This is a genomic window from Devosia subaequoris, assembly GCF_014197055.1.
In the GTDB taxonomy this organism is placed as follows: domain Bacteria; phylum Pseudomonadota; class Alphaproteobacteria; order Rhizobiales; family Devosiaceae; genus Devosia; species Devosia subaequoris.
On sequence record NZ_JACIEW010000001.1, the window covers coordinates 500,484 to 525,038 of the forward strand.

The window sequence follows — 24,555 nt, forward strand, 5'->3', positions numbered from 1 at the left end:
GCCTTCTCAGCCCTTTGCTTCCAGGCAGTTCCCCTGCCCTTGGCTGACCTCGATCAGCCCCCGCGCCATCACGTCGTTCTGCGGCGTGGCGGCCCTCACTTCCAGGTCGCTGGTCGGCTCGGGCGCCTCGATCACCTGCTCAGTGCTGACGGGCACGATGTTCATGGTGCAGATTTCAGCAGTGCTGAGCGTGGGCAGATGCACCGCAACAGTGGTGCCACGCGGTTCTGCCAGTTGCGCGGGCTCCACCGCCCAGCAGGGACTGCCCTGGAACGTCGCCTTCAACAGGACGCGTTCGACGTCGATCCGGCAGGCGGAAAGCTGGGTAAAGCTGGCCGCTTCCTGGGCCAGCACCGCCCCGCAACATAGTGTTGCGGCCAGCGCCAGCGATATGGACGCGAAGGGTTTGCGCATTAGACATCTCCTCGGGCGCGCTGTATTGGCACAGCAACATTGCAAACGACTTTATGGACCGCTGACCTTGCTTATAGGGTCGGCGAGATTATGGCATGCTGACGATCAATAACCTGACCTATCGCATTCAGGGCCGCCCCCTGTTCGAGGATGCCTCGCTGGTCCTGCCTGATGGCGCCAAGGCCGGCTTTGTCGGCAAGAACGGCACCGGTAAGACCACGCTGTTCCACCTGATCCAGGGCCATATCAGCGCCGATAGCGGCTCCACCGAGGTCAACAAAAAGGCGCGTATCGGCGCGGTCGCGCAGGAAGCCCCGGCGGGCGAAGAGACCGTGCTCGAGGTAGTGCTGGCCGCCGACAAGGAACGCACAGCGCTTCTGGCCGAAGCCGAGACGGCGACGGACCCGCACCGGATTGGCGAAATCCATATGCGCCTTGCCGATATCGACGCGCATAGCGCCGAGGCGCGCGCCTCATCCATTCTCAAGGGTCTGGGGTTCGAACAGGACCGGCAGAATGCGCCGACCCGGCAGCTGTCCGGCGGCTGGCGCATGCGCGTCGCCCTGGCTGCGGTACTGTTCAGCCAGCCCGACCTGCTGCTGCTCGACGAGCCGACCAACTATCTCGACCTTGAAGGCACGCTGTGGCTGGAGAAATACCTGGCCACCTATCCCTATACGGTCTTTCTGATCAGCCATGACCGCGACCTGCTGAACAAGGCGGTCAATTCGATCGTGCATCTCGAACACCGCAAGCTGACCTTCTACAAGGGCAATTACGACACCTTTGAAGAGACCCGTCGCATGCAGATGGAGCTCAACAACAAGAGCCGGGAAAAGACGCTGGACCAGATCGCCCATCTGCAGAAATTCGTCGACCGCTTCAAGGCCAAGGCCACCAAGGCCAAGCAGGCGCAAGCGCGCGTCAAGATGATCGAAAAATTGAAGCCGCCCGAGGCGATGTTCGACGAACATGCCGCCCCGTTCCAGTTCCAGCAGCCCAAGGTGGATTTGCCAACCCCGATGATCACGCTGGACAAGGTGTCGACCGGCTATGGCGATACGGTGATCCTCAAGAATATCACCCAACGCATAGATCCCGATGCGCGCATCGCGCTGATCGGCGTCAATGGCAATGGCAAGTCGACCTTCGCCAAGCTTCTGGCCGGCGACATTCCGGTGCTGGATGGCCAGCTCAAGATCAACAAGAAGCTCGATATCGCCCATTTCGCCCAGCACCAGATGGACAAGCTCAAACCTGAGCAGACTCCACTGGAGCATGTCACCGCGCTGATGCCGCTCGACAATGAGGCCAAGCGCCGGAGCCGACTGGCGCAGATGGGCCTGACCACCTCGCGCATGGACACCAAGGCCAAGAACCTTTCCGGTGGCGAACGGGCGCGCCTCTTGATGGGCCTGATCACCTTTTCGGGGCCGTCGATGATGATCCTGGACGAACCGACCAACCATCTCGACATCGATAGCCGCGATGCCCTGGTCTATGCGCTCAACGACTATCAGGGCGCCGTACTGATCATTTCGCACGACCGCCATCTGATCGAGGCCACTTGCGACACGCTCTGGATCGCCGAAAACGGTACCATTCGGGAGCTGGACGAAGATCTGGACAGCTACCAGCGCAGCATCACCTCGAACAAGGAGGGCAAGTCAGGTGGCGGGTCGGGCGTCAATGACCGCAAGCAGTCCCGCCAGGAAGCCGCGGCGCGACGGGCCGAATTGGCGCCGCTCAAGAAGAAGATCACCGACGCCGAAAACAAGATGAAGCGGCTCAGGACCGAGATCGACAAGATCGAGGCCCAGCTTGCGGACCCCAAGGTCTATGACGGCCCGCCGGACAAGTTGATCGCCCTGGGCAAGGACAAGGCGCGGTTCAGCACCGATCTGGAAGCGCTTGAAGAAAGCTGGCTCGAATTCAGCGCAGAACTCGAGGACGCCGAGCGGGCATAAGGGAGCCGTGTCTTCACCATTGGGGCCATAGGTTGTTGACGGGCGCGCAGCGCTGGCATTTGCTGGAAGCTGAACCTCCCGAGGCAAGATATGATACGCCTGCCTGCCCTGATCACTGTGCTCTTCCTGTCCTTCTGCCCGCTGCCCGCTGCGGCGCAGGACCTGTCTGGGCTTACCAAGCAGGAGCGCGCCGAAACGCTGCGTTTTGCTGTCAACAACAGCCTGTTCACGCTCTATCATGAGGTAGCGCATCTGCTGATCGACAAGCTGGCCCTACCCGTCCTGGGCAAGGAAGAAGACGCCGCCGACAACATCGCCACCTGGATCCTGCTCAAGAAGAATACGCCCGAGGCCAATCAGACGCTTGAAGATGCGGCGGTTGGCTGGGTGCTGACCGGCCAGAGCTATGGCGATTACTTCGGCGGTGAGGACTATGCCTCGGGCTATAGTCCTGATCGGCACCGGGCCATGCAGATTATCTGCCTGATGGTCGGCGCGGACCGCACGGCCTTTCGCTCCATTGCCAGCGCCTATGACATTCCTTCGGAGCGGCAGCACACCTGCCTGTTCGACTATGAACTGGTCAATCGCAGTCTCGACGAACTGATTGCCGAGGGCAATTCAGGCACGCAGGTCAATGTGACCTACCACGATGGCGGCAGACGGCTCCGCCTGGCCGAGCGTGCCTTCCGTGGCAGTGGCATTTTCGATGATGTCGCCGAGGAGCTGCGGCGCGCCTACCGCCTGGAGGGTCGAGTACGGTTCACGGCGAGACGCTGCGGCGAACCCAATGCATTCTATGACCCCGCGACAACTGAAATTATCTTCTGCTATGAGTTGATGCAGGACTTCATGCAACTTCATCTGGACCAGCGGGCAGAACCCAGCGGCAATTGAAGCATGGTCGGGGGAGCGGCGGTAAGCCGCGCAATGGAAATCTCATGAATAAGCTAGCAACGGCAGCGACCGCATTGATTGCGTTCGCGGTTATGATCCCGGTCGCCACTCACGCGCAGGACGAGGAAAACCAAGTCCTCAACGACGCCATGGCCTTCGCCATGCACGACGCCGCTTTCACCATCTACCACGAAGTGGGGCACATGCTGGTGGGTGAACTGGGCATTCCGGTGCTCGGCAAGGAGGAAGACGCCGTCGACACCCTGGCCACCCTCTGGCTGCTCAATGATGAAGATCAGGACTACGCCTTCAACGCGCTGATCGATGCCTCGGACGGCTGGTATTTCAACGCGGTCAACTCCACAGGCTCCGGCGTCGATGAGTTCTCTTACTACGACGAGCACAGCCTCGACATTCAGCGCGCATACGCCATGGTTTGTTTGATGGTTGGCAAGGATCCCGACAATTTTGGGGAAACTGCCGACAATTACGAGCTGGCGGCCGAGCAGCAAGAAAATTGCTCCTACACCTACGAACAAGCCGCAGTCTCATGGGGCACCCTGCTCTCGCAGTTCGAGTTGAACGGAGACGTGAGCGCGCCCATTGAGGTGATCTATGACGAGGCGGGAGACTATGAAGACTTTGCTGTCGCGCTTCAGGAAGAGGGCTTGCTCGAACGGGCCGCTGAGGAAATCACCAATGTATATGCGCTGCCACAGCCAGTGACGTTTCGGGCGACGCAGTGCGGCGAAGCCAACGCCTATTACGATCCGTCAGCCAGCGAAGTGACCTATTGCTACGAACTGGCGGCAGAGATGTTCAATCTTTACGTCTACGATATTGCCGGCTGGGGGGACACCGGCGAGGACACCGGACAAGAGTGACCCCACTGCCGGCGCTTAGCTGAAACCGACATATCGCCCTGGACGATGGTTCAGGGCGATGATCATGTTGAGCACCAAAGCACCCAGGATCGAATAGAGCACCCGATCAAACGGCAGCACAAAGAAGGCGATGACCAAGATCACCGCATCGACGCCGAGCTGAAAATAGCCGGCGCGAATGCCGAAATTTTCCTGCAGGAACAGCGCCAGGATATTGATGCCGCCGACGCTCGCCTTGTGGCGGAACAGCGAGAGAATACCCAGGCCCATCAACCCGCCACCGACCAGCGCGGCAAATAGCGGGTCAATGCGTTCAATGCCGATCCAAGCCGGAATCTGGCTGGTGAAGTAGGACACCATGGCCACGCTGGCGATGGTCTTGAGAGTGAAGGGCAGGCCCATGCGCCACCAGGCCAGTGCGTAGAATGGCAAGTTGATGGCAAAGAACAGCCAGCCGAACGGGATGCCGGTGATATATTGCAGCAACAACGCAAGGCCGGCGCTGCTGCCGGTGGTGAGCTGGACCTGGGCATAAAAGGCAATGCCCAGCGACACCAGCATTGTGCCAATCAGCATGGCGAAAAGGTCTTCGTGCAGCTTGTGCTGGCTGGGCGTCGAAAGGTCAGGCGTCATGCGCTCGCCTTCTTTTCCCAGCGGCCGGTGGCGTCCTGCTGCCAATAGGTCAGGGTATCAGCGCCGCCCCGCAGGGCCTTCCAGGCGTCGCGTGCAGTCTGCACAGCCTCTGGATCGTGTCCCGAGAAGAGATATACAAGCCGCTGATAGCCCTCGCCCGATTGGGGCACCGCGCCATCGGCAAAAAACCGGACGGTGGCGCCATTGGGATTGTCGGTCTCGGTGGTGATCAGAATGGGCTGCTGGGCGTCGATTTCCTCACCGGCCAAACCATGCGCCAGAAAGCTGTCATCGCGATAGGTCCAGAGATGGGCGTCGAGCGCCTCGGCACGTTCGCGTGAGCCGACCTCGACAACGGCGCGCCAGCCCCGCTCGATGGTTTTTTCGAGCAGCAGCGGCATCACGGATTCGAGCGGGCGGGCTTCGAGATGATAAAACAGGACTTCGGCCATGGCTCCACAATATCTGCCGCATGCTGGCGGCACCAGTTCGCCACGCGCCAAGCTGGCATGCGTGGGCTCATCTGTGACGGAATGGGAGATTGTGCCGAACCAGGAACTGCCGCAAGGTGCGGCGCGATTCATCCCACGCTAATCTGCGCGGGTGCCAGCCTCGGACCCATATGAGACGACTGACCAGCTATTTGACGCGCCTGTTTGCGAGCGATGCGCTGATCCTGTTCGGGATCATGTGTTTTCTGCTCTGGCTGGTCAATTGCCTGCGCTCCTTCGACGTGGTCTCGGTCAAGGGTCAGGGCTTCGGCACGCTGGCGCTGCAGGCGCTCTACACCATGCCGCCGCTTGCCCTGTCGTTTTTCTATATCTGCGTGGGGATTGGCGTGGTGCGGGCACTTAGCGCCCTGCAGACCAGCCACGAGCTGCATATTATCCACACCAGCAACGGATTGAGCGGGCTCTGGCGGGCCAGCATTGTCACCTGCAGCGTCGCGGTGGCGATGGTGCTGCTGCTCGCCCATGTGGTGGAGCCGCTCGCCAACAAACAGCTCAACAAGCTGTCGGCGGAAGTGGCCGCTGACCTTGTCAGTTCGACGCTCAAGCCGAACCGGTTCACCCAGGTCACGCCCGGCGTCGTGCTGCTGATCGGCGGGCGCGCCGATGGCGGGGAAATCACCGAGTTCTTTGCCGATGACCGACGCGATCCGGAAACGCGCCGCACCTATATCGCGGCCTCCGCCCGCGTGGTCAGCGTCGGCGAGGACTACGTGCTCGAATTGCGCGACGGCACGCTGCAGCACACAGAGGCCGATGGGCGCTATTCGGAGATCCGCTTTTCCCGCTACGATGTGAGCGTGGAAAGCCTGGCCCAGCAAATTGCCTATGTCGACGTGCTTTCGGAGACCGACAGTTTCGGGCTGATCGCACAGGGGCTCGAAGCCGGCTGGTCTCCCGAAATCGTCAAGCGCCTGCTCGACCGTTCCGCCGAAGGGTTGCGAGTGTTGGGGCTGGTGCTGCTGGTCGTCGCGTTGGCCGGCTTCCCAAATGGCAACCGCATGCGCATCAAGCTGCCGCTCGAGGCCTTCGTCCTGCTCGTGGCGTTTGGCGAGCGCGGCATCAGCGCCTATAGCCCGCTGGGCAGCGGTACGGGCGCAATCCTGCTGATCCTGGCCGGCAGCATCATCCTTGCCATGCGGCTCTGGCCGCGGCGCCCGATGGAGGCGAAACCGGCATGATCAGCCATATCGACAGGGTCATCATCGCCCGCCTCACCAGCCGTATCGCCGCCACGGTCTTCATCTTCTACGGGCTGATCGCACTGGTCGAATCGCTTGATACTTGGCGGTTCAGCCATGTGGCCGACGAGCGCGGCGTGCACATGGCCATCGTCATGGTAGCGATGAGCGCGGTGCGCTGGACCATCAAGACCCTGCCGGTGACGGTGTTGATGGGCACCATATTGGGGTTGATCGACCTCAAAATGCGGCATGAGTTGACGGTGATCAAAGCCAGTGGGCTCTCGATCTGGCGCGTGTTGCGAGCACCCGTCGCGGTGCTATTTGTCGCCAGCCTGGTGATTGCCCTCGGTGCAGAGACCATCAGCACCACGATCAATCGCGAACTGGCCCCTACCCCGCCGGGCCAAGTGACGCAATTGACCCCGCCAGGCGAGGTCTGGCTGGAGCAACGCGGCGACAACGTGCACTATGTCTTGATGGGGCGCGGCATGTCGCAAGGCGGCTCCCGGCTGGCTGATGTGACGCTGTTTCATCTGGGCCCCAGCGAAACGCCGCGTATCGAAGCGGACCAAGCCATCCTTGAGGGAGGCTTCTGGATCTTTCCCGAAGCCAGTTTGCGCGCGCCGGATGGCCCGATACAGATCAAGCAGAATGTTCGTGTGCCGACCCAATCCACCGCGGCCGAAATTAGCCTCAAGCTGGCCTCGACCGAGGACATGACGTTTTTTGAGTTGGCCCAATTGCTGCAACGCGGGGTCAGCGACCCCTCGATCTATGCCTCGACCTCGATGCGGCTGATCAAGCTGCTCGCTCTGCCGCTGGTGCTGACGGGCTCCCTATTGATCGGCTTTGCCTTTACCGCCGGCTATAGCCGCCATGCGCAGGTTGGGCCGGCGGTGCTCTATGGCATTGTGCTCGGCTTTGTCGTCTTCATCATCACCGAAATGGCAGATCGGGCCGGCGCGACCGGCGTGCTGGACCCGCTCTTTGCCGCCATCGGCCCGGCCCTTGTCGCCATCGTCATCGGTGTGACAGTGTTGCTTCGCAAGGAGGACGGCTGGACCTGACCGGTTCGGGCCGTTCCGATTTTGGCCTCAATCATCGCCCAATTGACAAGACTGGCTCCGACGCCGCATTGAAGGCGTCACAAGACAAGCGGACCCGACCATGACCTTTGCTGAATTTCGGCGCGCCCTTGGCGCGATGTTCATCGGACTTGCCCTCACCTTGGGTGGCATTGCCCCCGCCGTGGCAGCGACCGTGGTGACGGTCAATGGCGAGCCAATCAGCGATATTCAGGTTGATCAGCGCCTCCGGCTGTTCCGCATGGAAGGCAATAATACCGGCCGCAGCGGCGCTACCCAGCAATTGATCAACGAGGCTATTCAGGTTCAGGAGGCCAAGCGGCTGGGCATCAATGTGTCCAATGCGCAGGTCGATGACGCGTTTCTCCAGATTGCCCGCAATCTCAATGTCAGCCGCGACCGGCTGACCCAGATGCTGGAACAGGGGGGTGTCAGTTCCCAGACCCTGCAGGACCGCCTGCGCGCCGCCATTGCCTGGAATGCCGTGACCGAAGCCGCGATCACCCCGCAGGTGCAAATTTCCGAGCTTGAACTGGATCAGCGCGCCGCCGAGCAGATCGCCGATTTCCAGAAATTCGACTATATCCTCAAGGAGGTCATCTTTGTGGGGGGCGGTGGCCGGTCTGGCCAGGCCAATCGTTTCCGTTCCAGCTTTGCCGGCTGCGATACGGCTGTCGAACTCTCGCTGGCCTATAACGACGTTGCCGTCGTCGATATCGGTCGCCGACACGCCACGCAGATGCCTGACGCGATTGCCAAGGAACTGGCTGGCCTCAATGTCGGGGGCATCAGCAAGCCCCGCGCGGTCGAGGCGGGCCTGTCCATGCTGGCTGTCTGCGAGAAAGTGCAGGCCGAAGACCTGACCTTCGTCAAAGGCGGCCTTCGTGAAGATGTCGGTGGCGACGCCCTGGCCAAGGAAGCTGAAGCCTATCTTGAACGCCTGCGCAGCCAGGCCAAGATTTTCTACCAGTAGGCGCGCGCGCTAAACAGCGGCCCACTCCAGGGCCATTTCGCGGCCGCAATGTCTTGCGGCCGCCTCGCCTTTGGGGGACAGCATGACCGCGCCTGTGGCCGTCACAATGGGGGAGCCGGCTGGCATCGGCCCAGACCTGATCCTGGCGCTTTACGCGCGCCGCAAGGCTCTCAGTCTTCCCCCTTTCGTTGTTTACGGACATGCCAATTTCCTCAAGGCCCGCGCAAAGCGCCTTGGCCTTGATGTCGCCATTGCGACCGCCGGTCCGGATGCCGCAGCCGAGACCTTCGCGCAGGCGCTACCCGTGGCGCATATCGAGGGCATGGTGGCCGACCTGCCCGGCGTAGCCGATGAACGCGCCGCACCCGTGGTAATCAATGCGATCTCCGAGGCCGTCCATGCAGCGATGACCGGCCATTGCCGGGCCGTGGTGACGGCCCCCATTCACAAGGGCGCGCTCTACCATGCCGGGTTCAAACATCCCGGACATACCGAGTTCCTGGCCGATCTCTGCGCCATGGGCGGCAGGCCTCCACTGCCGATTATGATGCTGGCGCACGAGGATCTGCGCGCTGTGCCGTTGACTATTCACGTGCCGATCAAAGATGTGCCGGGGCTGATCAATCGCAAGCTGATCCTCGATACGCTGCGGGTAATGACACATGATCTGCGGCAGCGCTTCCATCTTGAACGGCCTCGCATCGCGGTGGCGGGGCTCAATCCCCATGCCGGCGAGGGCGGCTCGATTGGCCGCGAAGACGTGGAGATTATTGCGCCCGCGATTGCAGACGCGCAGGCCGATGGCATTGCGGCAGTTGGTCCCCTGCCCGCCGACACGCTGTTCCATCCGCCCCATTGGCGGCAATATGATGCGGTGCTGGCCATGTATCACGATCAGGCGCTGATCCCGATCAAGACCGTCGCCTTCGATGCCGGCGTCAATGTCACGCTCGGCTTACCCATCGTGCGCACCTCGCCCGACCACGGCACCGCATTTGACCTGGCCGGCACCGGCAAGGCCTCTGTTTCCAGTTTTGCCGCGGCCCTGGCCATGGCGCATATCATGACGGCCCCTAAAGCATGAGCCAGATCGACAATCTCCCCCCGCTACGCGAGGTCATCAACGCCCACGGCCTGCGCGCCAAGAAAGAACTGGGACAGAACTTTCTGTTCGATCTCAACCTGACCGCGCGCATCGCCCGTGTCGGCGGTTCGCTCGAGGGCGTGCGGGTGGTCGAGGTCGGTCCCGGTCCCGGCGGGCTGACCCGCGCTTTGCTCGCCGAAGGCGCCCGCGAGGTCATTGCCATTGAGCGAGACGCCCGCGCCCTGCCGGCCCTGGCCGAAGTGTCCGACGCCTATCCGGGCCGACTGACCGTAATCGGCGGCGATGCCATGGAGATGGACTATCGCCGTCTGGCCGACGGCCCCACACGGATCGTGGCCAATCTGCCTTACAATATCGGTACGCAGCTCCTCACCGGCTGGCTCACCATGGAGCCCTGGCCGCCCTTTTTCGAAAGCCTGACGCTGATGTTCCAGCGCGAAGTAGCCGAGCGAATCGTGGCCAGGCCCGGTGACAATCACTATGGCCGCCTCGGCGTCCTTGCCGGTTGGCGGAGTGAAGCACGCATCGCCTTCAATGTGGGCAAGCAGGCCTTCGTGCCGCCACCGAGCGTTACCTCGGCGGTGGTGCATATCGTCCCCAAGCCCGTGGAAGAGGGATTGCCGGTCAGACAAGTCGAACAGGTGACCAAGGCCGCCTTCGGTCAGCGCCGCAAGATGGTGCGGCAGTCGTTGAAATCACTCGGCGTGCCGGTGGAGTCCCTGCTGGCCGCCGCTGACCTCAAGGGCGACGAACGGGCCGAAACCTTGCCCATCGAAGCCTTTCTCGCCATGGCGAGGGCCTTGCCGAGGTTGAGGGCGGAAGGTTAGGTCCCCTGTCCCGGATACAGCCGAGGGCTTTGAAGGAGTCTCCGGCACCGGCGGGAAGATCAAGCTGATGCCCTCTCCCACCGATCCGACTGCCTCTCAGAGTGAGTCAATCTGACTTTGCAAGTCTATGATAAAACTTGCAAAATTCACCTGACGCTCGCGCTTGAGGCGGGCAGCGGCGAGGATCGAACGGACGTTCTGGACCGACTGCTCCAGATCCCGGTTGATGATGACATATTCATATTCGCCCGCGTGATCGAGTTCGATGCGGGCGTTGCGCAGACGCTTCTCAATGGTGCCCACGCTATCTTGAGCGCGACGCTCAAGCCGGGCGCGCAACTCTTCAATTGTAGGCGGCAGGATGAAGACCGTTACCATATCGTGGCGGCACTTCTCATAGAGCTGCAGGGTGCCCTGATAGTCGACATCGAAGAGGATGTCGTTGCCGGCGGCAAGCTGCTCTTCGACCTGAGCGCGCGGCGTGCCATAGTAATTGCCGTGCACCTCCGCGGATTCGAGCAATCCGTCCTCGGCCTGCATGCGCTTGAAGGTGGGCACGTCGATAAAATGGTAATGCGTGCCGTCCACTTCGTCGCTGCGGCGCGCACGCGTCGTCACCGAAACGGACAGGCGGATATTGGGATCCTGCTGGAACAGGGAGCGCGAAATCGATGACTTTCCTGCGCCTGACGGAGAGGCAATCACCAACATGACGCCGCGGCGCTGAAAATCCATCTGACCCACTCTATTCGACGTTTTGAATTTGTTCGCGTAGTTGATCGATCACCGCCTTGAGGTCAAGACCGATGGCCGTCAGCTCCACTGCGTTTGCCTTTGAGCAAAGCGTGTTGGCCTCACGATTGAACTCCTGGCTGAGAAAATCCAGGCGCCGGCCCACTGCGCCCCCGCCTTCGATCAGCTTGCGGGCAGCGGCAATGTGGGCGCGCAGCCGGTCGAGCTCTCCCTGGATATCGGCCTTGGTGGCCAAAAGCAGGGCTTCCTGCGCCAGCCGGTCCTGTGGCAGCCTGGCATCGTCGCGCAGCACTGCGATCTGCTGGCGCAGCCGGGCCTCAATAGTGGCGCGGTCGCGGGCCGGGTGAGCCTCGGCGCGATCGACCAGATCGGCAAATTGTGTCGAGATGGGCAAGCAGCACCGAGGCGATCTCTGCGCCTTCCTGGCGCCGCGCGGTTTGCAGAGCTTCGAGGGCCTGCCGGGCGCAATCCAGAATCAGCTCTGCCTGCCGCTCCTCATCGATCCCCCCTGCTCCCTCGCCCGCATCGAGCACACCGGGCAAGGCTAAAATGCCCTCCGGGCGCGGCATATCTGTCGTGATCTGTTTCCGGAGCTGCTCAATCGCATTCAAGACGTCGGCCAATACCGGTTGGTTGATGCGAATTGCACTAGCGCCGACACCGCGATCCAGCGTCAGCACAAGGTTGATGGCACCGCGCGTCAGCGATCTGGACAGCAGTTGGCGCAAGGGAATTTCGAAGGCGTCGAGCCCTGGGCCCAGCCGCAGGCGCATATCAAGCCCGCGACTATTGACCGATTTGAGCTCCACCCGGACCCGCATCTCGCCATGCTGCTGCTCTGCGCGGGCAAAGCCCGTCATGCTGGCGAGAGCGGCGCTCACTGTGCCGTTTCGGCTTCGGCGCCGGCCCCTTCGGCCTCTTGAGCTTCGAGCGCCTGGCGCGCGGCTTCGGCCTCTTCCTCAGCCTGCGCCGCCGCCTCGGCGGCTATCTCGCGATAGCGCGCTACGTTCTGCTGGTGCTCGGCATAGGTCTCGGCAAAGACGTGGCCCTCGCTCGGTGTCGCGCCCTTGGCCACGAAGTAGAGGTAATCATGGCTGTCCGGATGGGCCACGGCCTCGAGCGCCTCGATGCCGGGATTGGCGATCGGGGTCGGGGGCAGACCATCGATCTGGTAGGTATTGTAGGGTGTCCGCTCCTCAATTTCCGAGCGGCGGATGCCACGGTCGAGCGTTGCCTGACCCAACGTGATGCCATAGATGATGGTCGGGTCCGACTGCAGGCGCATGCCCTCGCGGATACGATTGACGAAAACGGCGGCAATCTGCGGACGCTCCGACGCGATGCCGGTTTCCTTCTCGACGATCGAGGCCAGGATCAGCAATTCGGCCGGCGATTCGAGCGGCAAATCCGCCTCGCGCCCCGCCCAGACCTGTGCCAGCGCCTGAGTCATGGCCAGTTGCATTTCGTCGAGCACCGACTGGCGGGTGTCGCCGGGGGTGTAGTCATAACTGCCCGGCAGGATAGAGCCTTCAGGCGGGAGCTGGTCGATCGAGCCGGTCAGACGATCATCCGCATTGATGCGCTGAATGGCCTGCCACACAGTCCAGCCTTCCGGGATGGTGACGGCATAACGCAGCGGATTGCCTAGGGTAAGCTCCTTGAGGATTTCAGACATCGAAGCGCCAGCTGGAATACTGAAATCGCCTGCCTTAACGATTGCGCTTTCTTCGACGCGGCTACCGAACTGGCTGAAAATCACCGAATTGGTGATGAAGCCCTGTTCTTCGAGACGATTGGCCGTGGTGGAAAGCGTATTGCCCGATTCTACCCGGAAAACGCGGTCTTCGCGGAGTGGACCGTCGCCGTAATATTGCGAGGCAATATAGAACAGCCCACCGCCGACTATCACCAAGCCGATGACCAGAAGGGTCAACAAGCCATTGAGGATGTCGATCAAGCCATTGCCTGAGCGGCGGCGGCGCCGGTTCCTGCGGTCGGTCATCGTATCCCTGTCACTCGCGAATATGGGCCTTTGCGGCCCCGGTTGTCTTTGTTCTTGCGCCAAACTGTGGTGGGGCGCCGGCATTGTTCGCAATGCGGGCGCGCAAAGACAAGGGGCACATCGCAGGTGAGTGCGATGTGCCCCTTACAATTCGTGGAAAAGTTTAGCCGACCTTGCGCATGACCAGCGTGGCATTGGTACCACCAAAGCCGAAGCTGTTGGATAGTGCCACGTTGATCTCTGTCTTGAGCGGCGTATGCGGCACAAGATTCATCTCGGTCTCGACCGAAGGATTGTCCAGGTTCAGCGTTGGCGGGGCGATATTGTCCCGCATGGCCAGCAGGCAGAAAATGGCCTCTACCGAACCCGCAGCCCCGAGCAGATGGCCGACAGCGGACTTGGTCGAGCTCATTACGGCGCCCTTGGCCGCCTCGCCCATCACGCGGGTCACCGCACCAAGCTCGATTTCATCACCAAGAGGCGTCGATGTGCCGTGGGCATTGATGTAGTCGACCTCTGAGGCCGGAATACCGGCGCGCTTGATCGCCGCACTCATGGCGCGGAAACCGCCATCGCCATCCGGCGAGGGAGCAGTGATGTGATAGGCATCGCCCGACAGGCCGTAACCGATCACTTCACCATAAATCTTGGCGCCGCGGGCCTTGGCCCGCTCATAGTCTTCGAGCACGACAATACCTGCGCCCTCGCCCATGACGAAACCATCGCGGTCCTTGTCATAGGGGCGCGAGGCGGCAGTCGGGTTGTCGTTAAAGCCTGTCGAGAGCGCACGAGCTGCGGAAAAGCCGGCCAGCGACAGACGGTTGACGCAGCTCTCGGTACCACCCGCCACCATCACATCCGCATCACCCAATGCGATAAGACGGGCGGCATCGCCAATGGCGTGCGCACCTGTCGAGCATGCGGTGACGACCGAGTGGTTCGGCCCCTTGAGGCCGTAGCGGATCGAAACCTGGCCCGAGGCCAGGTTAATCAGTCGACCGGGGATAAAGAAGGGACTGATACGGCGGGGCCCCTTTTCATGCAGCGTGATGGAGGCATCATAGATGCCGCCCACGCCACCAATGCCCGAGCCGATCAGGACGCCTGTGCGTTCCTGCTCTTCCTGGGTCTTGGGTTCGACGCCGGCATCTTCGATGGCCTGCTGGGACGCCGCCATGGCATAGACGATGAATGGATCAACCTTGCGCTGCTCCTTCACCTCCATCCATTCGTCGGGATTGTACTTGCCATCGGCATAGTCCCCAAGCGGAATGCGGTGAGCGATCTGGCAGGCAATATCGTCGATCTCAAAATCGTCGATACGCTTGGCGCCACTCTTGCCTGCAAGAATGTTGGCCCAGGTCGCTTCCACGCCGCAACCAAGCGGTGTGACAAGCCCCAGTCCGGTGACGACGACTCGGCGCAATTCCATGGTCAGCGGCCTAACCCCAGCGTTAGCTGGTGGCCTTGGTCAGGAAGGCGACCGCGTCACCGAAAGTCTGGATCGACTCGGCTGCGTCGTCGGGGATCTCGACCGAGAACTCTTCCTCGAATGCCATCACCAGCTCGACCTGATCCAGCGAATCTGCGCCCAGATCGTCGATGAAGCTGGCCTTTTCGGTGACCTTCTCGGCATCCACATTGAGGTGTTCCACAACGATCTTGCGGACCCGATCAGCGACATCGCTCATATTTGACTTCCCTTTTTAGAAATCGACGTTTCATTTCGCTTCTTATTGGCGCGAAGCCAAATCATCAAGCGCACAATTGGTTTGCACTGGGGCAATGTATGCGGCCTTCTGGGCGCCCGCAAGGCGGGCCAGCAAGATCGACCGGGGCGCGAGGTACCATGTTTTATCCGCCATAGCCAGCCGCAATTGCCAAGGTTTCCAAGGCTTTTGCCATGTAGTACCGCCATTCGAGCATAGCTCTCATCGCCTTCTCACCTCAAATCTCTCCATCGGAGAAATTTGATCCTGGGACGGATCAAAGCATCGCCATGCCGCCATTCACATTGAGCGTGTGCCCGGTGATGTAGGCCGCAGAATCGCTGGCAAGGAACACCGTACAGCCGGCAATTTCCTGTGCAGTACCAAGCCGGCCGGCCGGAACGCCCGAAAGGATCGAGTCGCGCTGCTTGTCGTTGAGTTCGTCGGTCATGGCGGAGGCGATGAAACCCGGCGCGATGGAATTGACGGTGATATTGCGGCTCGCGACCTCATAGGCCAGCGCCTTGTTCATACCGATCAGGCCGGCTTTCGAGGCGGCATAATTGCCCTGCCCCGGATTGCCCATCACGCCCACCACGGAAGAAATGCCGATAATGCGGCCCCAGCGCGCCTTCATCATGCCGCGCAGCACAGCGCGGTTGAGATGAAAGGCGGCCGTGAGATTGACGGCGATGACGTCGTCCCATTCCTCGTCCTTCATGCGCATGAACAGATTATCGCGCGTCATGCCGGCATTGTTGACCAGGATATCGACGCCACCCATGGCAGCCTCGGCCGCCGGCACGAGTTTGTCGACTTCGTCGAGCTTGGAGAGGTTCGCAGGCAGGATGGGACAATCCTTGCCGATTTCCTTGGCCGTATCTTCCAGCGCGCCCACCCGGGTACCTGAAAGAGCTACCGTCGCGCCTGCAGCGGCCAGGGCCTTGGCGATTTCGCGGCCAATACCACCGCTGGCGCCCGTAACCAGGGCGCGTTTACCAGAAAGATCAAACATTTAGGTCTCCTCCGGGGAGAAAGCGATTCAAGCGCTTGAGATTGTGAATCAAGTGGCTCAGGTGGCCAACTGGGCCGCGAAAGCTTCGATGTCGGCCGGCGTACCAACGGCCTGGGCCGATGCGTCCGGCGCGATGCGTTTGGCCAGTCCTGTCAGCACCTTGCCCGAGCCGAGTTCGACCAGATTGGCCACACCGCCCGCAGTGGTGAGCCAGGTGACGCTTTCAGTCCAACGCACAACACCGGTCACTTGTTCGACCAGACGCTGGCGGATTTCATCCGGATCGGAAATCGGCGCGGCCAGCACATTGGCGACCAGAGGCACCACGGGCGCCTTCATTTCGACTTCAGCAAGCGCGGCCGCCATGGCGTCGGCGGCCGGCTGCATCAGCGAACAGTGGAACGGCGCGCTAACCGGCAGCAGCAAGGCGCGCTTGGCACCCTTGCCCTTGGCAATATCGAGGGCGCGCTCGATGGCGGCCGTGGCGCCGGAGATCACCACCTGTCCTGGGGCATTGTCATTGGCGACAGCACAAACCTCGCCCTGAGCGGCTTCATCGGCCACGGCCTGTGCGGTCTCGAGGTCGAGGCCCAGCAGCGCCGCCATGGCACCATGCCCCACCGGAACGGCTTTCTGCATGGCCTGGCCACGTGTGCGCAGCAGGCGCGCGGCATCGGCCAGGCTGAAAGTGCCGGCGGCACACAGCGCCGAGTATTCGCCCAGTGAGTGACCGGCGACATATTTTGCGTGGTCCTTAAGTGAGAGGCCCCTGGCCTCGAGCACCCGGATTACCGCTACGCTGACGGCCATCAGCGCGGGCTGCGCGTTTTCTGTCAAACGCAGAATGTCTTCAGGCCCCTCGAACATGATGGAGGAAAGTCGCTCGCCCAAAGCCTCGTCCACCTCGTGAAAGACGGCCCGCGCTTCGGAAAATTCGTGCGCCAGATCCTTGCCCATGCCGACAGTCTGGCTGCCCTGACCGGGAAAAGTGAAAGCGGAGATGGACATGTTCGATCCCTTTTCGAGCCAATGTGACAAGCCGCAAGCGGCCTGTCCAGTTGCCCGGCGCTTTGCCGGGTGTGTGTGGCGGAGTCAAGACGAACGGACGCGCCGCTTGCCTTCTTCCCCTCATTCCTCTATAGCCGCGCCAGCAATTCGTTTGGCCGGGGGCTGAACGGAGGGTTTGTGCTTTGCATGAACAGGGTCCGGCGGACCCGGCCTCCCGTGTTCCCGCTCTTTGCAAGACTGCTTTGACGCCTTTCCGGCTTCGAAGGGGCTCCGCGCCAGGCATTGTTGAGTAAAACTCGAAAGGAAGGCGCATCAATGGCCCTCTACGAACATATCTACCTGGCTCGCCAGGACGTTTCCCAGCAGCAGGTTGAGGAACTGACCGCACAGCTCGCCGAAATTCTCGGTCAGGGCGGCGGCAAGATCACCAAGAACGAATATTGGGGCCTCAAGGGTCTCTCCTACCGCATCCGCAAGAACCGCAAGGCGCACTACACCCTGCTCAACATCGACGCACCGGCCACCGCCGTTGCCGAGATGGAGCGCCAGATGCGCATCAATGAAGACATCCTGCGCTTCATGACCGTGCGCGTCGACGAGCTGGAAGAAGGCCCGTCCGCGATGATGCAGAAGCGCGACCGTGACGACCGCGATGGCGGCCGTGGTGGCTTCTCCGGCGAACGCCGTCCGCGCCGCTTCTAAGAGACAAGGAAGAAAACAAAATGGCTATCAAAGACCTTACCACTTCCCAGGCTCGCCGTCCGTTCCAGCGTCGCCGCAAGACCTGCCCGTTCTCCGGCGAGAACGCACCGCGCATCGACTACAAGGATGTACGCCTGCTTTCGCGCTACGTCTCCGAGCGCGGCAAGATTGTGCCGAGCCGCATCACCGCCGTTTCGGCCAAGAAGCAGCGCGAACTGGCCCGTGCCATCAAGCGCGCCCGCTTCATCGGCCTGATGCCCTACGCCGTCCAGTAAGCTTTAGCTACACTGAGACTGCATCGCTGGGGTCGCGAATGGTTCGCGGCTCCTAACCGCTCCTTGAAGAGCGGGACAGCCAAAGGAAAAAGACATGAAAGTCATTCTGCTCGAGCGCGTTGGCCGTACCGGCACCATCGGCGACGAAGTCAACGTCAAGGACGGTTTTGCCCGTAACTTCCTGCTGCCCCAGGGCAAGGCCCTGCGCGCCACGGAAGCCAACCGCAAGAAGTTCGAAAACGAACGCGCCCATATCGAACAGCGCAATGAAGAGCGCCGCAATGCCGCCGCTGGCATTGCCGAAGGTCTGAACGGTCATGCCGTGATCATGATTCGTCAGGCTGGTGAAACCGGCCAGCTCTACGGTTCGGTTGCTGCCCGCGACATCGTCGAGGCCCTGGCCAATGACGGCTTTACCGTCCAGCGCAATCAGGTCGACCTTGCCGATCCGATCAAGACCGTCGGCGTTCACAATGTCGATCTGTCGTTGCACCCGGAAGTGGCCGTTTCGATCACTGTCAACGTGGCGCGCTCGGAAGACGAAGCCGAACGTCAGGCCGCTGGTGAAGACGTCTCCGTCCCCGCCTTCGACAGCGATGAAGATGGCGACTTCGCAGCCGGCCAGGCCGCTGCTGCCGCTGAAGACCGCTTCGAAGAGTAGTCTTCGATCAAATCCGCTTTTGAAAGGCCGGGCCAATGCCCGGCCTTTTGCTTTTGCACGACAATTGCGACAGACTCAGTGCAGCGCGCCAGTGAGTCTTGAGAAGCAACCGGCGTCAGGTGAAATCCCCGTTGTCCACAGAGTTCACAGGGGCCATCAGGGAAACTTTAACCCCCGTCCCGCTAGCCCAAGACTCAGCGCCAAAATGCATGGTTAAGAAAGGCTAACCCCCAGGAAGACCCATGGCCGAGATCGCCCGCCTTCACCCTGCCGATGACAAGTCGTTTCGCGTCGCACCGCACAATGTGGATGTTGAGCAGGCGCTGCTGGGCGCCATTCTGATCAACAATGACGCGTTCTATCGCGTCGCCGATTTCCTGCTGCCAGAGCATTTCTACGAGCCGATCCACCGCGACATTTATGAACTCGCCGGCAAGATCATCCGCGCCGGCAAGGCGGCGGAACCGGCTACGCTCAAGACCCATCTGCCTGACCAATTGCTGCCCGAAGTCACCATGATGCAGTACCTCTCGCGTCTGGCGGCAGAAGCGACGACCGTGCTCAATGCCGGCGATTATGGACAGGCGATCTATGATCTGGCCATACGCCGCAATCTGATCATGGTGGGCGAGGAAATGGTCGGCGTCGCCTATGACAGCGATGTCGAGATGACCCCGGTCAAGCAGATCGAAAAGGTCGAGGGCGAACTGTTCCTGCTTGCGGAAAAGGGCCGCTATGACGGGGGCTTCCAGGCCTTCAGTTCGGCACTCAACGCCTCCATCCAGATGGCAGGCGAAGCTTTTCAACGCGATGGCGGCCTTTCCGGCGTCGCAACCGATCTGCATGATCTTGACCGGCAGATGGGCGGCCTGCAGCGAAGCGACCTGATCATCCTGGCTGGTCGTCCCGCCATGGGTAAAACCTCGCTGGTGACCAATATCGCCTATAATGTCGCCAAGAACTGGCGGGGCGATGTGACACCCGATGGGCATTCCAAAACTGTCAACGGCGGCATTGTCGGCTTCTTCAGCCTGGAAATGAGTTCCGAACAGCTCGCCACCCGTATTCTGGCCGAGCAGGCAGAGATCTCCTCGTCGGACATTCGCCGCGGTCGCATTCACGACAATCAGTTCGCCAAGCTGGTCGACGTGTCCAATGTGATGAGCAAGGTGCCGCTCTATATTGACGACACCGGCGGTATCTCGGTGGCCCAGCTTGCCGCCCGCGCACGGCGTCTGAAACGCCAAAAGGGTCTGGATCTGCTCATCGTCGACTATTTGCAGTTGCTCTCGGGCTCCTCCAAAGCCTCGAGCCAGAACCGCGTGCAGGAACTGACCGAAATCACCACCACGCTCAAGGCGCTGGCCAAGGAACTCGAAGTGCCGGTGATCGCGCTGTCCCAGCTTTCCCGTCAGGTGGAAGCGCGCGACGACAAGCATCCGCAATTGGCCGACTTGCGCGAATCGGGCTCTATCGAACAGGACGCGGACGTGGTCTTGTTCGTGTATCGTGAAGAATATTATCTCAAGAACAAGGAGCCCAAAGAGGGCACGCCGGAGCATCTGACCTGGCAGGGCGAAATGGAAAAGGTGCATGGCAAGGCGGAAGTGATCATCGCCAAGCAGCGCCACGGCCCCACCGGCACAGTGCAGTTGAGCTTCGAGGCGCAGTTTACCCGCTTTGGTAACCTTGCTCGGGCAGATTATCTGCCTGAACGCATGGAATAGGCATGGCGCTGACTTCTGGCCTTGGCGGCCAATTGAGCATCGATCTGGGGGCCCTGGCCCGAAACTGGCGGGCCCTGGACAAGGTGAGCGCCGGCGCGTTGACCGCTGCGGTGGTGAAGGCCGACGCCTATGGCACCGGCATCGAGCAGGCGTCAAAGGCGCTGCACGCGGCCGGCGCGCGCTTCTTCTTCGTGGCAACGCCCGATGAAGGCATGGCGGTACGCGCCGCTGTGCCCGATGCGCATATCTTCATTCTCTATGGGCTTTATCCGGGCGCTGCCAATCTCTACATCCGGCAGAACCTGATGCCGGTGCTCTCCTCCATGTCGATGTTGGAAGAGTGGATGGCCAAATGCATCGAGCGAAATGAGGCGTATCCGGCAGCCTTCCATTTTGACACCGGTATCAACCGTCTTGGTTTCCGCCTCAATGAGGCGAGCCTGGTGCGCGAAAGCATCGAAAAGCTTGGCTATGCGCCACAAATGGTGATGAGCCATCTGGCCTGTGCCGACACACCCAACCATGAAAAGAATCGCACGCAACTGGCGCTGTTCGGTTCGGTGATGTCGCAATTTCCCGGCATTCCGGCATCGCTCTCGAACTCGGCCGGGCTGATGACTGGACGCGACTATCATTTTCAGATGGTGCGTCCGGGCATTGCGCTCTATGGCGGCCGCGCCGTGGGTGGCCGGAAGAACCCGATGCAGCCGGTCGTCACCCTGCATGTGCCGATTCTGCAGGTTACCGAGGGCCGCACCGGTGAGTCGGTGGGCTATGGCGCCACCTACACGCTCAACCGCAATTCGAAGCTGGCCATCCTCGGCTATGGCTATGCCGATGGCTTCCTGCGCGCGCTTTCGGGCACCAATCCGCGCCCAGGCGGCAAGGTCTTCATTCGCGGTAAGCTCTGCCCGGTGATTGGGCGGATTTCCATGGACCTGACCGTAGTCGACGTCACCGAGCTCGGCTCCGATCTCCCCACTCCTGGCGAAGGTGCCGAAGTGCTGGGCGCCAATGTCAGCATTGACGATCAAGCCGATGCGGCCGGCACCATTGGCTACGAGATTCTCACCAGCCTCAAGGGCCGCTATAGCCGCAACTATGTGGGCGACGGCAATTTGCCGGAGTGATCAGGAGCCGTTGTTGATGAGTTCGGCAGGGTCATCTGCCGGTCCCGCAGGCAATTCCTTTTGCTCGGTAATCTCATTGGCCGTCCGCGCCCCGTCAACCTCTGGCGCCTGATTGTTGGCGATGAAGACGGTCACGGCAAAAACCACGACCACAATGACGGCGACGATGGCGATGACCAGATTTTTGTTCATATCGAGCTCTCCGTGCTCTGAAACAATCTGGAAGACCGAGAAGAGTTCCGTGCGCATACGCGGCTAGTCGAAATGTTGCCAACTTGTCGGCATGAGGCCCGTTTACAGCTCCGAGATCGCTCCAGGTTTGTTCTCATTTCGTTCTTGCCCAGAGATGCCGATTGCTGCTAGTTTGTCCCTGACTAGGCTTCGGGTTCGACTTGGCAACATCAATTCCATTCTACGCCATCCTCCTGCGCGCCATCGGTCCTGCGACGCACAAGTTGATGAGCATGGCGCAGTGGCGAGAGGCCTCGGGGGCCGCTGGCTTCATCGCGCCCGAAACACTGGTCAATACGGGCAATATGATTGCCGGGTTCGAGGGCTCGTCGGCTGAGGCGGGCAAGGCGATGACCGGCGTGCTGCGCCAATTCGGGCTTGCCGAGAATGTCGTTCCAGTTCTGCGGACCCCGGCGCAGTTGAAAAAGCTGCTGCGCGCCGACCCGATTGCTGAGGCCGCGAAGGACCGCCCCGCCGAGACCGGTGTCTATTTCTTCGCAGCGCGGCAGCCAGACTTCACATGGCTGAACAGCCATGATGGTCCGGAGATCATCCACATTGTCGAGAAGCATCTGATCGTGGACTTCTCGCAGGACATCGCCAAGTCCGGCAAGCTGATCCGAAAAATCGACAAGCAATGCGGGCTCAACACGGCCCGCAACTGGAACACACTGCGCAAACTGGCGGAACGCTCGATCGCGCGAGGGAAAGAATAAACGTGGCCAAGAACCGATCCCAATTCATCTGCCAGTCCTGTGGCGCGGTTTCCAGCCGGTGGCAGGGACGCTGCGACGCCTGTGGGGAATGGAATACGATTGTCGAGGAACTGGTGGACTCCGGGGTCGGAGCGGGCCCAAAATCAGCCAAGGCAGGTGGCCGCCCCGCCAATCTGGTGCCGCTTTCGGGCGAAACGGAAAGCGCCGCGCGCGTCGTTACCGGTTTTGTCGAGCTGGATCGGGTCACCGGGGGTGGTTTCGTCAAGGGATCAGCCCTTCTGGTCGGCGGCGATCCGGGCATTGGCAAGTCCACCCTGCTGCTGCAGTCGGCGGCGGCGCTGGCTCAGAAGGGCAAACGCGTTATCTATGTGTCAGGCGAGGAAGCGGTTGCCCAGGTGAGGCTGCGGGCGCAACGATTGGGCTTGGGCGAAGCAGGTGTGCTGCTGGCCGCCGAAACCAATGTCGAGATCATTCTGGCGACGCTCGAAAACGGGCCGCCACCGGACCTGGTCATTATCGATTCCATTCAGACCCTATGGACCGACCGCGTCGACTCTGCACCGGGCACCGTCACCCAGGTGCGCACCTCGGCCCAGGCGCTGACTCGTTTTGCCAAGAAGAGCGGCGCTGCCGTGGTGCTGGTGGGCCACGTCACCAAGGATGGGCAGATTGCCGGGCCGCGCGTGGTCGAGCACATGGTGGATGCTGTGTTGTATTTTGAGGGCGACAGCAGTCACACCTTCCGCATCTTGCGTGGGGTGAAGAACCGTTACGGCGCCACCGACGAGATCGGCGTCTTCGCCATGACCGAACTTGGCCTTGAACAGGTGGCAAACCCTTCCGCGTTGTTCCTTGACCAGCGCGACAAGGACGCGGCGGGGTCGGCGGTCTTTGCCGGCATGGAGGGGACGCGTCCGATTCTCATCGAGATCCAGGCCCTGGTGGCCCCTTCCCCGCTTGGCACACCGCGCCGGGCCGTGGTGGGCTGGGACAGCTCGCGCCTGTCCATGGTGCTGGCCGTGCTCGAAACGCGCTGCGGGGTCCGGATCGGCGCCAATGACATCTATCTCAATGTCGCGGGCGGTCTGAAGATCAATGAGCCGGCGGCCGATCTGGCCGTGGCCGCAGCGCTGATTTCCTCGCTGACTGGCGCGTCCTTGCCCGCCGATGCTGTCTATTTCGGGGAAATCTCGCTGGCCGGCGGGGTGCGCCCCGTGGTGCATGGTGCGCTGCGCCTGCGCGAAGCCGAAAAACTGGGCTTCGGCTCGGTGGTCACCGGCAAGCTGGGCAAGGCGGATCGCAATAGCGGCCTCGAGATCACCGAATATGCTCTGTTGAGCGACATGGTGAGCCGCATAGCCGCGGGGGGCAAACGTCCAATGCCGGAGCCGGAGCCTGAGGGCTGGTAGCCAAGTGGTTTCCCAGGAGATTATGAGGCCTTGGCATCGCTAGGCTTGGCACGGCGCGTCAAAGCCGTTAAAGGTCCAGCAAAAGCCGGGGCGGCAAGACAACAGGGCAAAGACATATGCTGACTGCGTTCGACGTTGGTGTGGGTGTGCTGGTGCTGATTTCAGCGATCCTGGCCACGGCGCGGGGGCTTACCCGCGAAGTACTTTCCCTGGCGACCTGGGCTGGTTCGGCCGCCATCGCCGTCTACATGTGGCAGTACCACCCCGATATCGCCCGGCAATATATCGCAGAGCCCGTGGTGGCCGACATCGCCACGGTGGTCGTGACGTTCATCGTGGCGCTGATCGTGCTGCACTTGCTCACCATGCGCATTGCCGACTTCGTGGTGGACAGCCGCATCGGGCCGATCGATCGCACGCTGGGTTTCGTTTTCGGTGTGCTGCGCGGCATTCTGATCGCCATCGTCATCACCATTTTCGGCATCTGGCTGCTCGGCAGCAATCTGCCGGAATGGGCCAGCAACGCCCAGTCGCTGCCTTATCTGCGGGATATGGGTAACACGCTGATTTCCATGTTGCCCGAAGGCCTTGAGCAGCAGGTGACTGACATACTTTCGGGTGGCGGCGCCAATCTGACCGAGGATCCACCGGCCCCTGCCGCCCCGCTCGAAGACGGGACGCCCGACCCCAGCATTGACGGCACCGTGGACCCAACCGACCCAGCGCCCGAGGCCTGAGG

26 protein-coding genes and 1 pseudogene are annotated in these 24,555 nt (G+C 61.4%); 16 read left to right on the forward strand and 11 right to left on the reverse strand.

The genetic code is table 11. The features are described from left to right. Window positions 1-6: 6 nt before the first annotated feature. Entirely contained in the window at window positions 7-414 is a 408-nt protein-coding gene (locus GGR20_RS02460; protein ID WP_183309631.1) for a hypothetical protein, read from the reverse strand. 95 nt (window positions 415-509) lie between these two features. Between GGR20_RS02460 and GGR20_RS02465 the strand changes: the two genes are divergently transcribed. The 3 genes from GGR20_RS02465 (at window position 510) to GGR20_RS18915 (ending at window position 4,162) form a co-directional block, all read left to right on the forward strand. Continuing rightward, window positions 510-2,381 carry an ABC-F family ATP-binding cassette domain-containing protein gene (locus GGR20_RS02465; RefSeq protein WP_183309632.1) on the forward strand — a complete coding sequence of 624 codons (1,872 nt, stop codon included), beginning with the start codon at window positions 510-512 and terminating at the stop codon, window positions 2,379-2,381. 90 nt (window positions 2,382-2,471) lie between these two features. Then, complete coding sequence (locus tag GGR20_RS18910; RefSeq protein ID WP_183309633.1) at window positions 2,472-3,278, forward strand: DUF4344 domain-containing metallopeptidase; 807 nt, start codon at window positions 2,472-2,474, stop codon at window positions 3,276-3,278. Window positions 3,279-3,322: 44 nt separating this feature from the next. Beyond that, window positions 3,323-4,162: a DUF4344 domain-containing metallopeptidase gene (locus GGR20_RS18915; RefSeq protein ID WP_183309634.1), complete on the forward strand. Its 840-nt coding sequence runs from the start codon at window positions 3,323-3,325 to the stop codon at window positions 4,160-4,162. 15 nt (window positions 4,163-4,177) lie between these two features. On the opposite strand, the gene GGR20_RS02480 is transcribed toward GGR20_RS18915, so the two are convergent. Further along, window positions 4,178-4,795: a YitT family protein gene (locus tag GGR20_RS02480; RefSeq protein WP_183309635.1), complete on the reverse strand. Its 618-nt coding sequence runs from the start codon at window positions 4,793-4,795 to the stop codon at window positions 4,178-4,180. Beyond that, window positions 4,792-5,247 (reverse strand): DNA polymerase III subunit chi, encoded by a 456-nt coding sequence (locus GGR20_RS02485; protein ID WP_183309636.1) that lies wholly within the window; start codon window positions 5,245-5,247, stop codon window positions 4,792-4,794. Before GGR20_RS02485 ends, GGR20_RS02480 begins: the two co-directional genes overlap by 4 nt. A 170-nt stretch (window positions 5,248-5,417) precedes the next feature. Here GGR20_RS02485 and GGR20_RS02490 point away from each other — a divergent pair, with 170 nt between their 5' ends. The 5 genes from GGR20_RS02490 (at window position 5,418) to rsmA (ending at window position 10,478) form a co-directional block, all read left to right on the forward strand. Then, window positions 5,418-6,485 carry an LptF/LptG family permease gene (locus tag GGR20_RS02490; protein ID WP_183309637.1) on the forward strand — a complete coding sequence of 356 codons (1,068 nt, stop codon included), beginning with the start codon at window positions 5,418-5,420 and terminating at the stop codon, window positions 6,483-6,485. Further along, entirely contained in the window at window positions 6,482-7,555 is a 1,074-nt protein-coding gene (locus GGR20_RS02495) for an LptF/LptG family permease (RefSeq protein WP_183309638.1), read from the forward strand. Before GGR20_RS02490 ends, GGR20_RS02495 begins: the two co-directional genes overlap by 4 nt. A 100-nt stretch (window positions 7,556-7,655) precedes the next feature. After that, window positions 7,656-8,546, forward strand: a complete 891-nt coding sequence (locus tag GGR20_RS02500; RefSeq protein WP_183309639.1) for a peptidylprolyl isomerase — start codon at window positions 7,656-7,658, stop codon at window positions 8,544-8,546. Between the two features lie 82 nt (window positions 8,547-8,628). Beyond that, window positions 8,629-9,630 carry a 4-hydroxythreonine-4-phosphate dehydrogenase PdxA gene (gene pdxA, locus GGR20_RS02505; RefSeq protein ID WP_183309640.1) on the forward strand — a complete coding sequence of 334 codons (1,002 nt, stop codon included), beginning with the start codon at window positions 8,629-8,631 and terminating at the stop codon, window positions 9,628-9,630. Beyond that, complete coding sequence (gene rsmA / locus GGR20_RS02510) at window positions 9,627-10,478, forward strand: 16S rRNA (adenine(1518)-N(6)/adenine(1519)-N(6))-dimethyltransferase RsmA (RefSeq protein WP_183309641.1); 852 nt, start codon at window positions 9,627-9,629, stop codon at window positions 10,476-10,478. Before pdxA ends, rsmA begins: the two co-directional genes overlap by 4 nt. A gap of 96 nt (window positions 10,479-10,574) precedes the next feature. On the opposite strand, the gene gmk is transcribed toward rsmA, so the two are convergent. From gmk to fabD, 7 genes and pseudogenes are all read right to left on the reverse strand, one after another. Next, window positions 10,575-11,213 (reverse strand): guanylate kinase, encoded by a 639-nt coding sequence (gene gmk, locus GGR20_RS02515; protein ID WP_246349361.1) that lies wholly within the window; start codon window positions 11,211-11,213, stop codon window positions 10,575-10,577. A gap of 10 nt (window positions 11,214-11,223) precedes the next feature. Next, window positions 11,224-12,091: pseudogene (locus GGR20_RS02520) on the reverse strand (YicC/YloC family endoribonuclease). A 17-nt stretch (window positions 12,092-12,108) separates the two neighbouring features. After that, entirely contained in the window at window positions 12,109-13,233 is a 1,125-nt protein-coding gene (gene mltG / locus GGR20_RS02525) for an endolytic transglycosylase MltG (protein WP_183309642.1), read from the reverse strand. Window positions 13,234-13,396: 163 nt separating this feature from the next. Further along, entirely contained in the window at window positions 13,397-14,659 is a 1,263-nt protein-coding gene (gene fabF / locus GGR20_RS02530) for a beta-ketoacyl-ACP synthase II (RefSeq protein WP_183310046.1), read from the reverse strand. A 28-nt stretch (window positions 14,660-14,687) separates the two neighbouring features. Then, the gene (locus GGR20_RS02535; RefSeq protein ID WP_046103861.1) at window positions 14,688-14,924 is read right to left on the reverse strand and encodes an acyl carrier protein; all 237 of its coding nucleotides are present in this window, start codon (window positions 14,922-14,924) and stop codon (window positions 14,688-14,690) included. A gap of 295 nt (window positions 14,925-15,219) precedes the next feature. Further along, window positions 15,220-15,957 (reverse strand): 3-oxoacyl-[acyl-carrier-protein] reductase, encoded by a 738-nt coding sequence (gene fabG, locus GGR20_RS02540; RefSeq protein ID WP_183309643.1) that lies wholly within the window; start codon window positions 15,955-15,957, stop codon window positions 15,220-15,222. A gap of 57 nt (window positions 15,958-16,014) precedes the next feature. After that, window positions 16,015-16,965 carry an ACP S-malonyltransferase gene (fabD, locus tag GGR20_RS02545; protein WP_183309644.1) on the reverse strand — a complete coding sequence of 317 codons (951 nt, stop codon included), beginning with the start codon at window positions 16,963-16,965 and terminating at the stop codon, window positions 16,015-16,017. 315 nt (window positions 16,966-17,280) lie between these two features. Between fabD and rpsF the strand changes: the two genes are divergently transcribed. The 5 genes from rpsF (at window position 17,281) to alr (ending at window position 21,460) form a co-directional block, all read left to right on the forward strand. Further along, a complete protein-coding gene (gene rpsF, locus GGR20_RS02550) occupies window positions 17,281-17,667 on the forward strand; it encodes a 30S ribosomal protein S6 (protein WP_183309645.1) in 387 nt (128 codons plus the stop codon). Between the two features lie 20 nt (window positions 17,668-17,687). Then, window positions 17,688-17,942: a 30S ribosomal protein S18 gene (rpsR, locus tag GGR20_RS02555; protein ID WP_210283033.1), complete on the forward strand. Its 255-nt coding sequence runs from the start codon at window positions 17,688-17,690 to the stop codon at window positions 17,940-17,942. Window positions 17,943-18,036: 94 nt separating this feature from the next. Then, the gene (gene rplI / locus GGR20_RS02560) at window positions 18,037-18,603 is read left to right on the forward strand and encodes a 50S ribosomal protein L9 (protein ID WP_183309646.1); all 567 of its coding nucleotides are present in this window, start codon (window positions 18,037-18,039) and stop codon (window positions 18,601-18,603) included. A gap of 242 nt (window positions 18,604-18,845) precedes the next feature. Then, window positions 18,846-20,330: a replicative DNA helicase gene (locus GGR20_RS02565; RefSeq protein WP_183309647.1), complete on the forward strand. Its 1,485-nt coding sequence runs from the start codon at window positions 18,846-18,848 to the stop codon at window positions 20,328-20,330. A gap of 2 nt (window positions 20,331-20,332) precedes the next feature. Continuing rightward, window positions 20,333-21,460, forward strand: a complete 1,128-nt coding sequence (gene alr / locus GGR20_RS02570; RefSeq protein WP_183309648.1) for an alanine racemase — start codon at window positions 20,333-20,335, stop codon at window positions 21,458-21,460. On the opposite strand, the gene GGR20_RS02575 is transcribed toward alr, so the two are convergent. Then, window positions 21,461-21,652, reverse strand: coding sequence for a hypothetical protein (locus tag GGR20_RS02575; RefSeq protein WP_183309649.1), 192 nt, complete (start codon window positions 21,650-21,652; stop codon window positions 21,461-21,463). A gap of 200 nt (window positions 21,653-21,852) precedes the next feature. Between GGR20_RS02575 and GGR20_RS02580 the strand changes: the two genes are divergently transcribed. From GGR20_RS02580 to GGR20_RS02590, 3 genes are all read left to right on the forward strand, one after another. Next, the gene (locus GGR20_RS02580; protein WP_183309650.1) at window positions 21,853-22,407 is read left to right on the forward strand and encodes a DUF1697 domain-containing protein; all 555 of its coding nucleotides are present in this window, start codon (window positions 21,853-21,855) and stop codon (window positions 22,405-22,407) included. 2 nt (window positions 22,408-22,409) lie between these two features. Further along, on the forward strand, window positions 22,410-23,816 hold the full coding sequence (gene radA, locus GGR20_RS02585; RefSeq protein ID WP_183309651.1) for a DNA repair protein RadA: 1,407 nt from the start codon (window positions 22,410-22,412) through the stop codon (window positions 23,814-23,816). Between the two features lie 116 nt (window positions 23,817-23,932). Continuing rightward, window positions 23,933-24,553 carry a CvpA family protein gene (locus GGR20_RS02590; protein WP_183309652.1) on the forward strand — a complete coding sequence of 207 codons (621 nt, stop codon included), beginning with the start codon at window positions 23,933-23,935 and terminating at the stop codon, window positions 24,551-24,553. Window positions 24,554-24,555 lie beyond the last annotated feature (2 nt).

Coding starts and splice junctions, on each gene's coding strand:
- GGR20_RS02575 (WP_183309649.1), bottom strand. CDS start 21,652: ATGAACAAAAATCTGGTCATCGCCATCGTCGCCGTCATTGTGGTCGTG.
- GGR20_RS02495 (WP_183309638.1), top strand. CDS start 6,482: ATGATCAGCCATATCGACAGGGTCATCATCGCCCGCCTCACCAGCCGT.
- rsmA (WP_183309641.1), top strand. CDS start 9,627: ATGAGCCAGATCGACAATCTCCCCCCGCTACGCGAGGTCATCAACGCC.
- gmk (WP_246349361.1), bottom strand. CDS start 11,213: ATGGATTTTCAGCGCCGCGGCGTCATGTTGGTGATTGCCTCTCCGTCA.
- rpsR (WP_210283033.1), top strand. CDS start 17,688: ATGGCTATCAAAGACCTTACCACTTCCCAGGCTCGCCGTCCGTTCCAG.
- mltG (WP_183309642.1), bottom strand. CDS start 13,233: ATGACCGACCGCAGGAACCGGCGCCGCCGCCGCTCAGGCAATGGCTTG.
- GGR20_RS02535 (WP_046103861.1), bottom strand. CDS start 14,924: ATGAGCGATGTCGCTGATCGGGTCCGCAAGATCGTTGTGGAACACCTC.
- fabG (WP_183309643.1), bottom strand. CDS start 15,957: ATGTTTGATCTTTCTGGTAAACGCGCCCTGGTTACGGGCGCCAGCGGT.
- rplI (WP_183309646.1), top strand. CDS start 18,037: ATGAAAGTCATTCTGCTCGAGCGCGTTGGCCGTACCGGCACCATCGGC.
- GGR20_RS02460 (WP_183309631.1), bottom strand. CDS start 414: ATGCGCAAACCCTTCGCGTCCATATCGCTGGCGCTGGCCGCAACACTA.
- GGR20_RS02500 (WP_183309639.1), top strand. CDS start 7,656: ATGACCTTTGCTGAATTTCGGCGCGCCCTTGGCGCGATGTTCATCGGA.
- rpsF (WP_183309645.1), top strand. CDS start 17,281: ATGGCCCTCTACGAACATATCTACCTGGCTCGCCAGGACGTTTCCCAG.
- GGR20_RS18915 (WP_183309634.1), top strand. CDS start 3,323: ATGAATAAGCTAGCAACGGCAGCGACCGCATTGATTGCGTTCGCGGTT.
- GGR20_RS02490 (WP_183309637.1), top strand. CDS start 5,418: ATGAGACGACTGACCAGCTATTTGACGCGCCTGTTTGCGAGCGATGCG.
- GGR20_RS02485 (WP_183309636.1), bottom strand. CDS start 5,247: ATGGCCGAAGTCCTGTTTTATCATCTCGAAGCCCGCCCGCTCGAATCC.
- GGR20_RS02590 (WP_183309652.1), top strand. CDS start 23,933: ATGCTGACTGCGTTCGACGTTGGTGTGGGTGTGCTGGTGCTGATTTCA.
- GGR20_RS02565 (WP_183309647.1), top strand. CDS start 18,846: ATGGCCGAGATCGCCCGCCTTCACCCTGCCGATGACAAGTCGTTTCGC.
- GGR20_RS02465 (WP_183309632.1), top strand. CDS start 510: ATGCTGACGATCAATAACCTGACCTATCGCATTCAGGGCCGCCCCCTG.
- alr (WP_183309648.1), top strand. CDS start 20,333: ATGGCGCTGACTTCTGGCCTTGGCGGCCAATTGAGCATCGATCTGGGG.
- GGR20_RS18910 (WP_183309633.1), top strand. CDS start 2,472: ATGATACGCCTGCCTGCCCTGATCACTGTGCTCTTCCTGTCCTTCTGC.
- fabD (WP_183309644.1), bottom strand. CDS start 16,965: ATGTCCATCTCCGCTTTCACTTTTCCCGGTCAGGGCAGCCAGACTGTC.
- GGR20_RS02480 (WP_183309635.1), bottom strand. CDS start 4,795: ATGACGCCTGACCTTTCGACGCCCAGCCAGCACAAGCTGCACGAAGAC.
- pdxA (WP_183309640.1), top strand. CDS start 8,629: ATGACCGCGCCTGTGGCCGTCACAATGGGGGAGCCGGCTGGCATCGGC.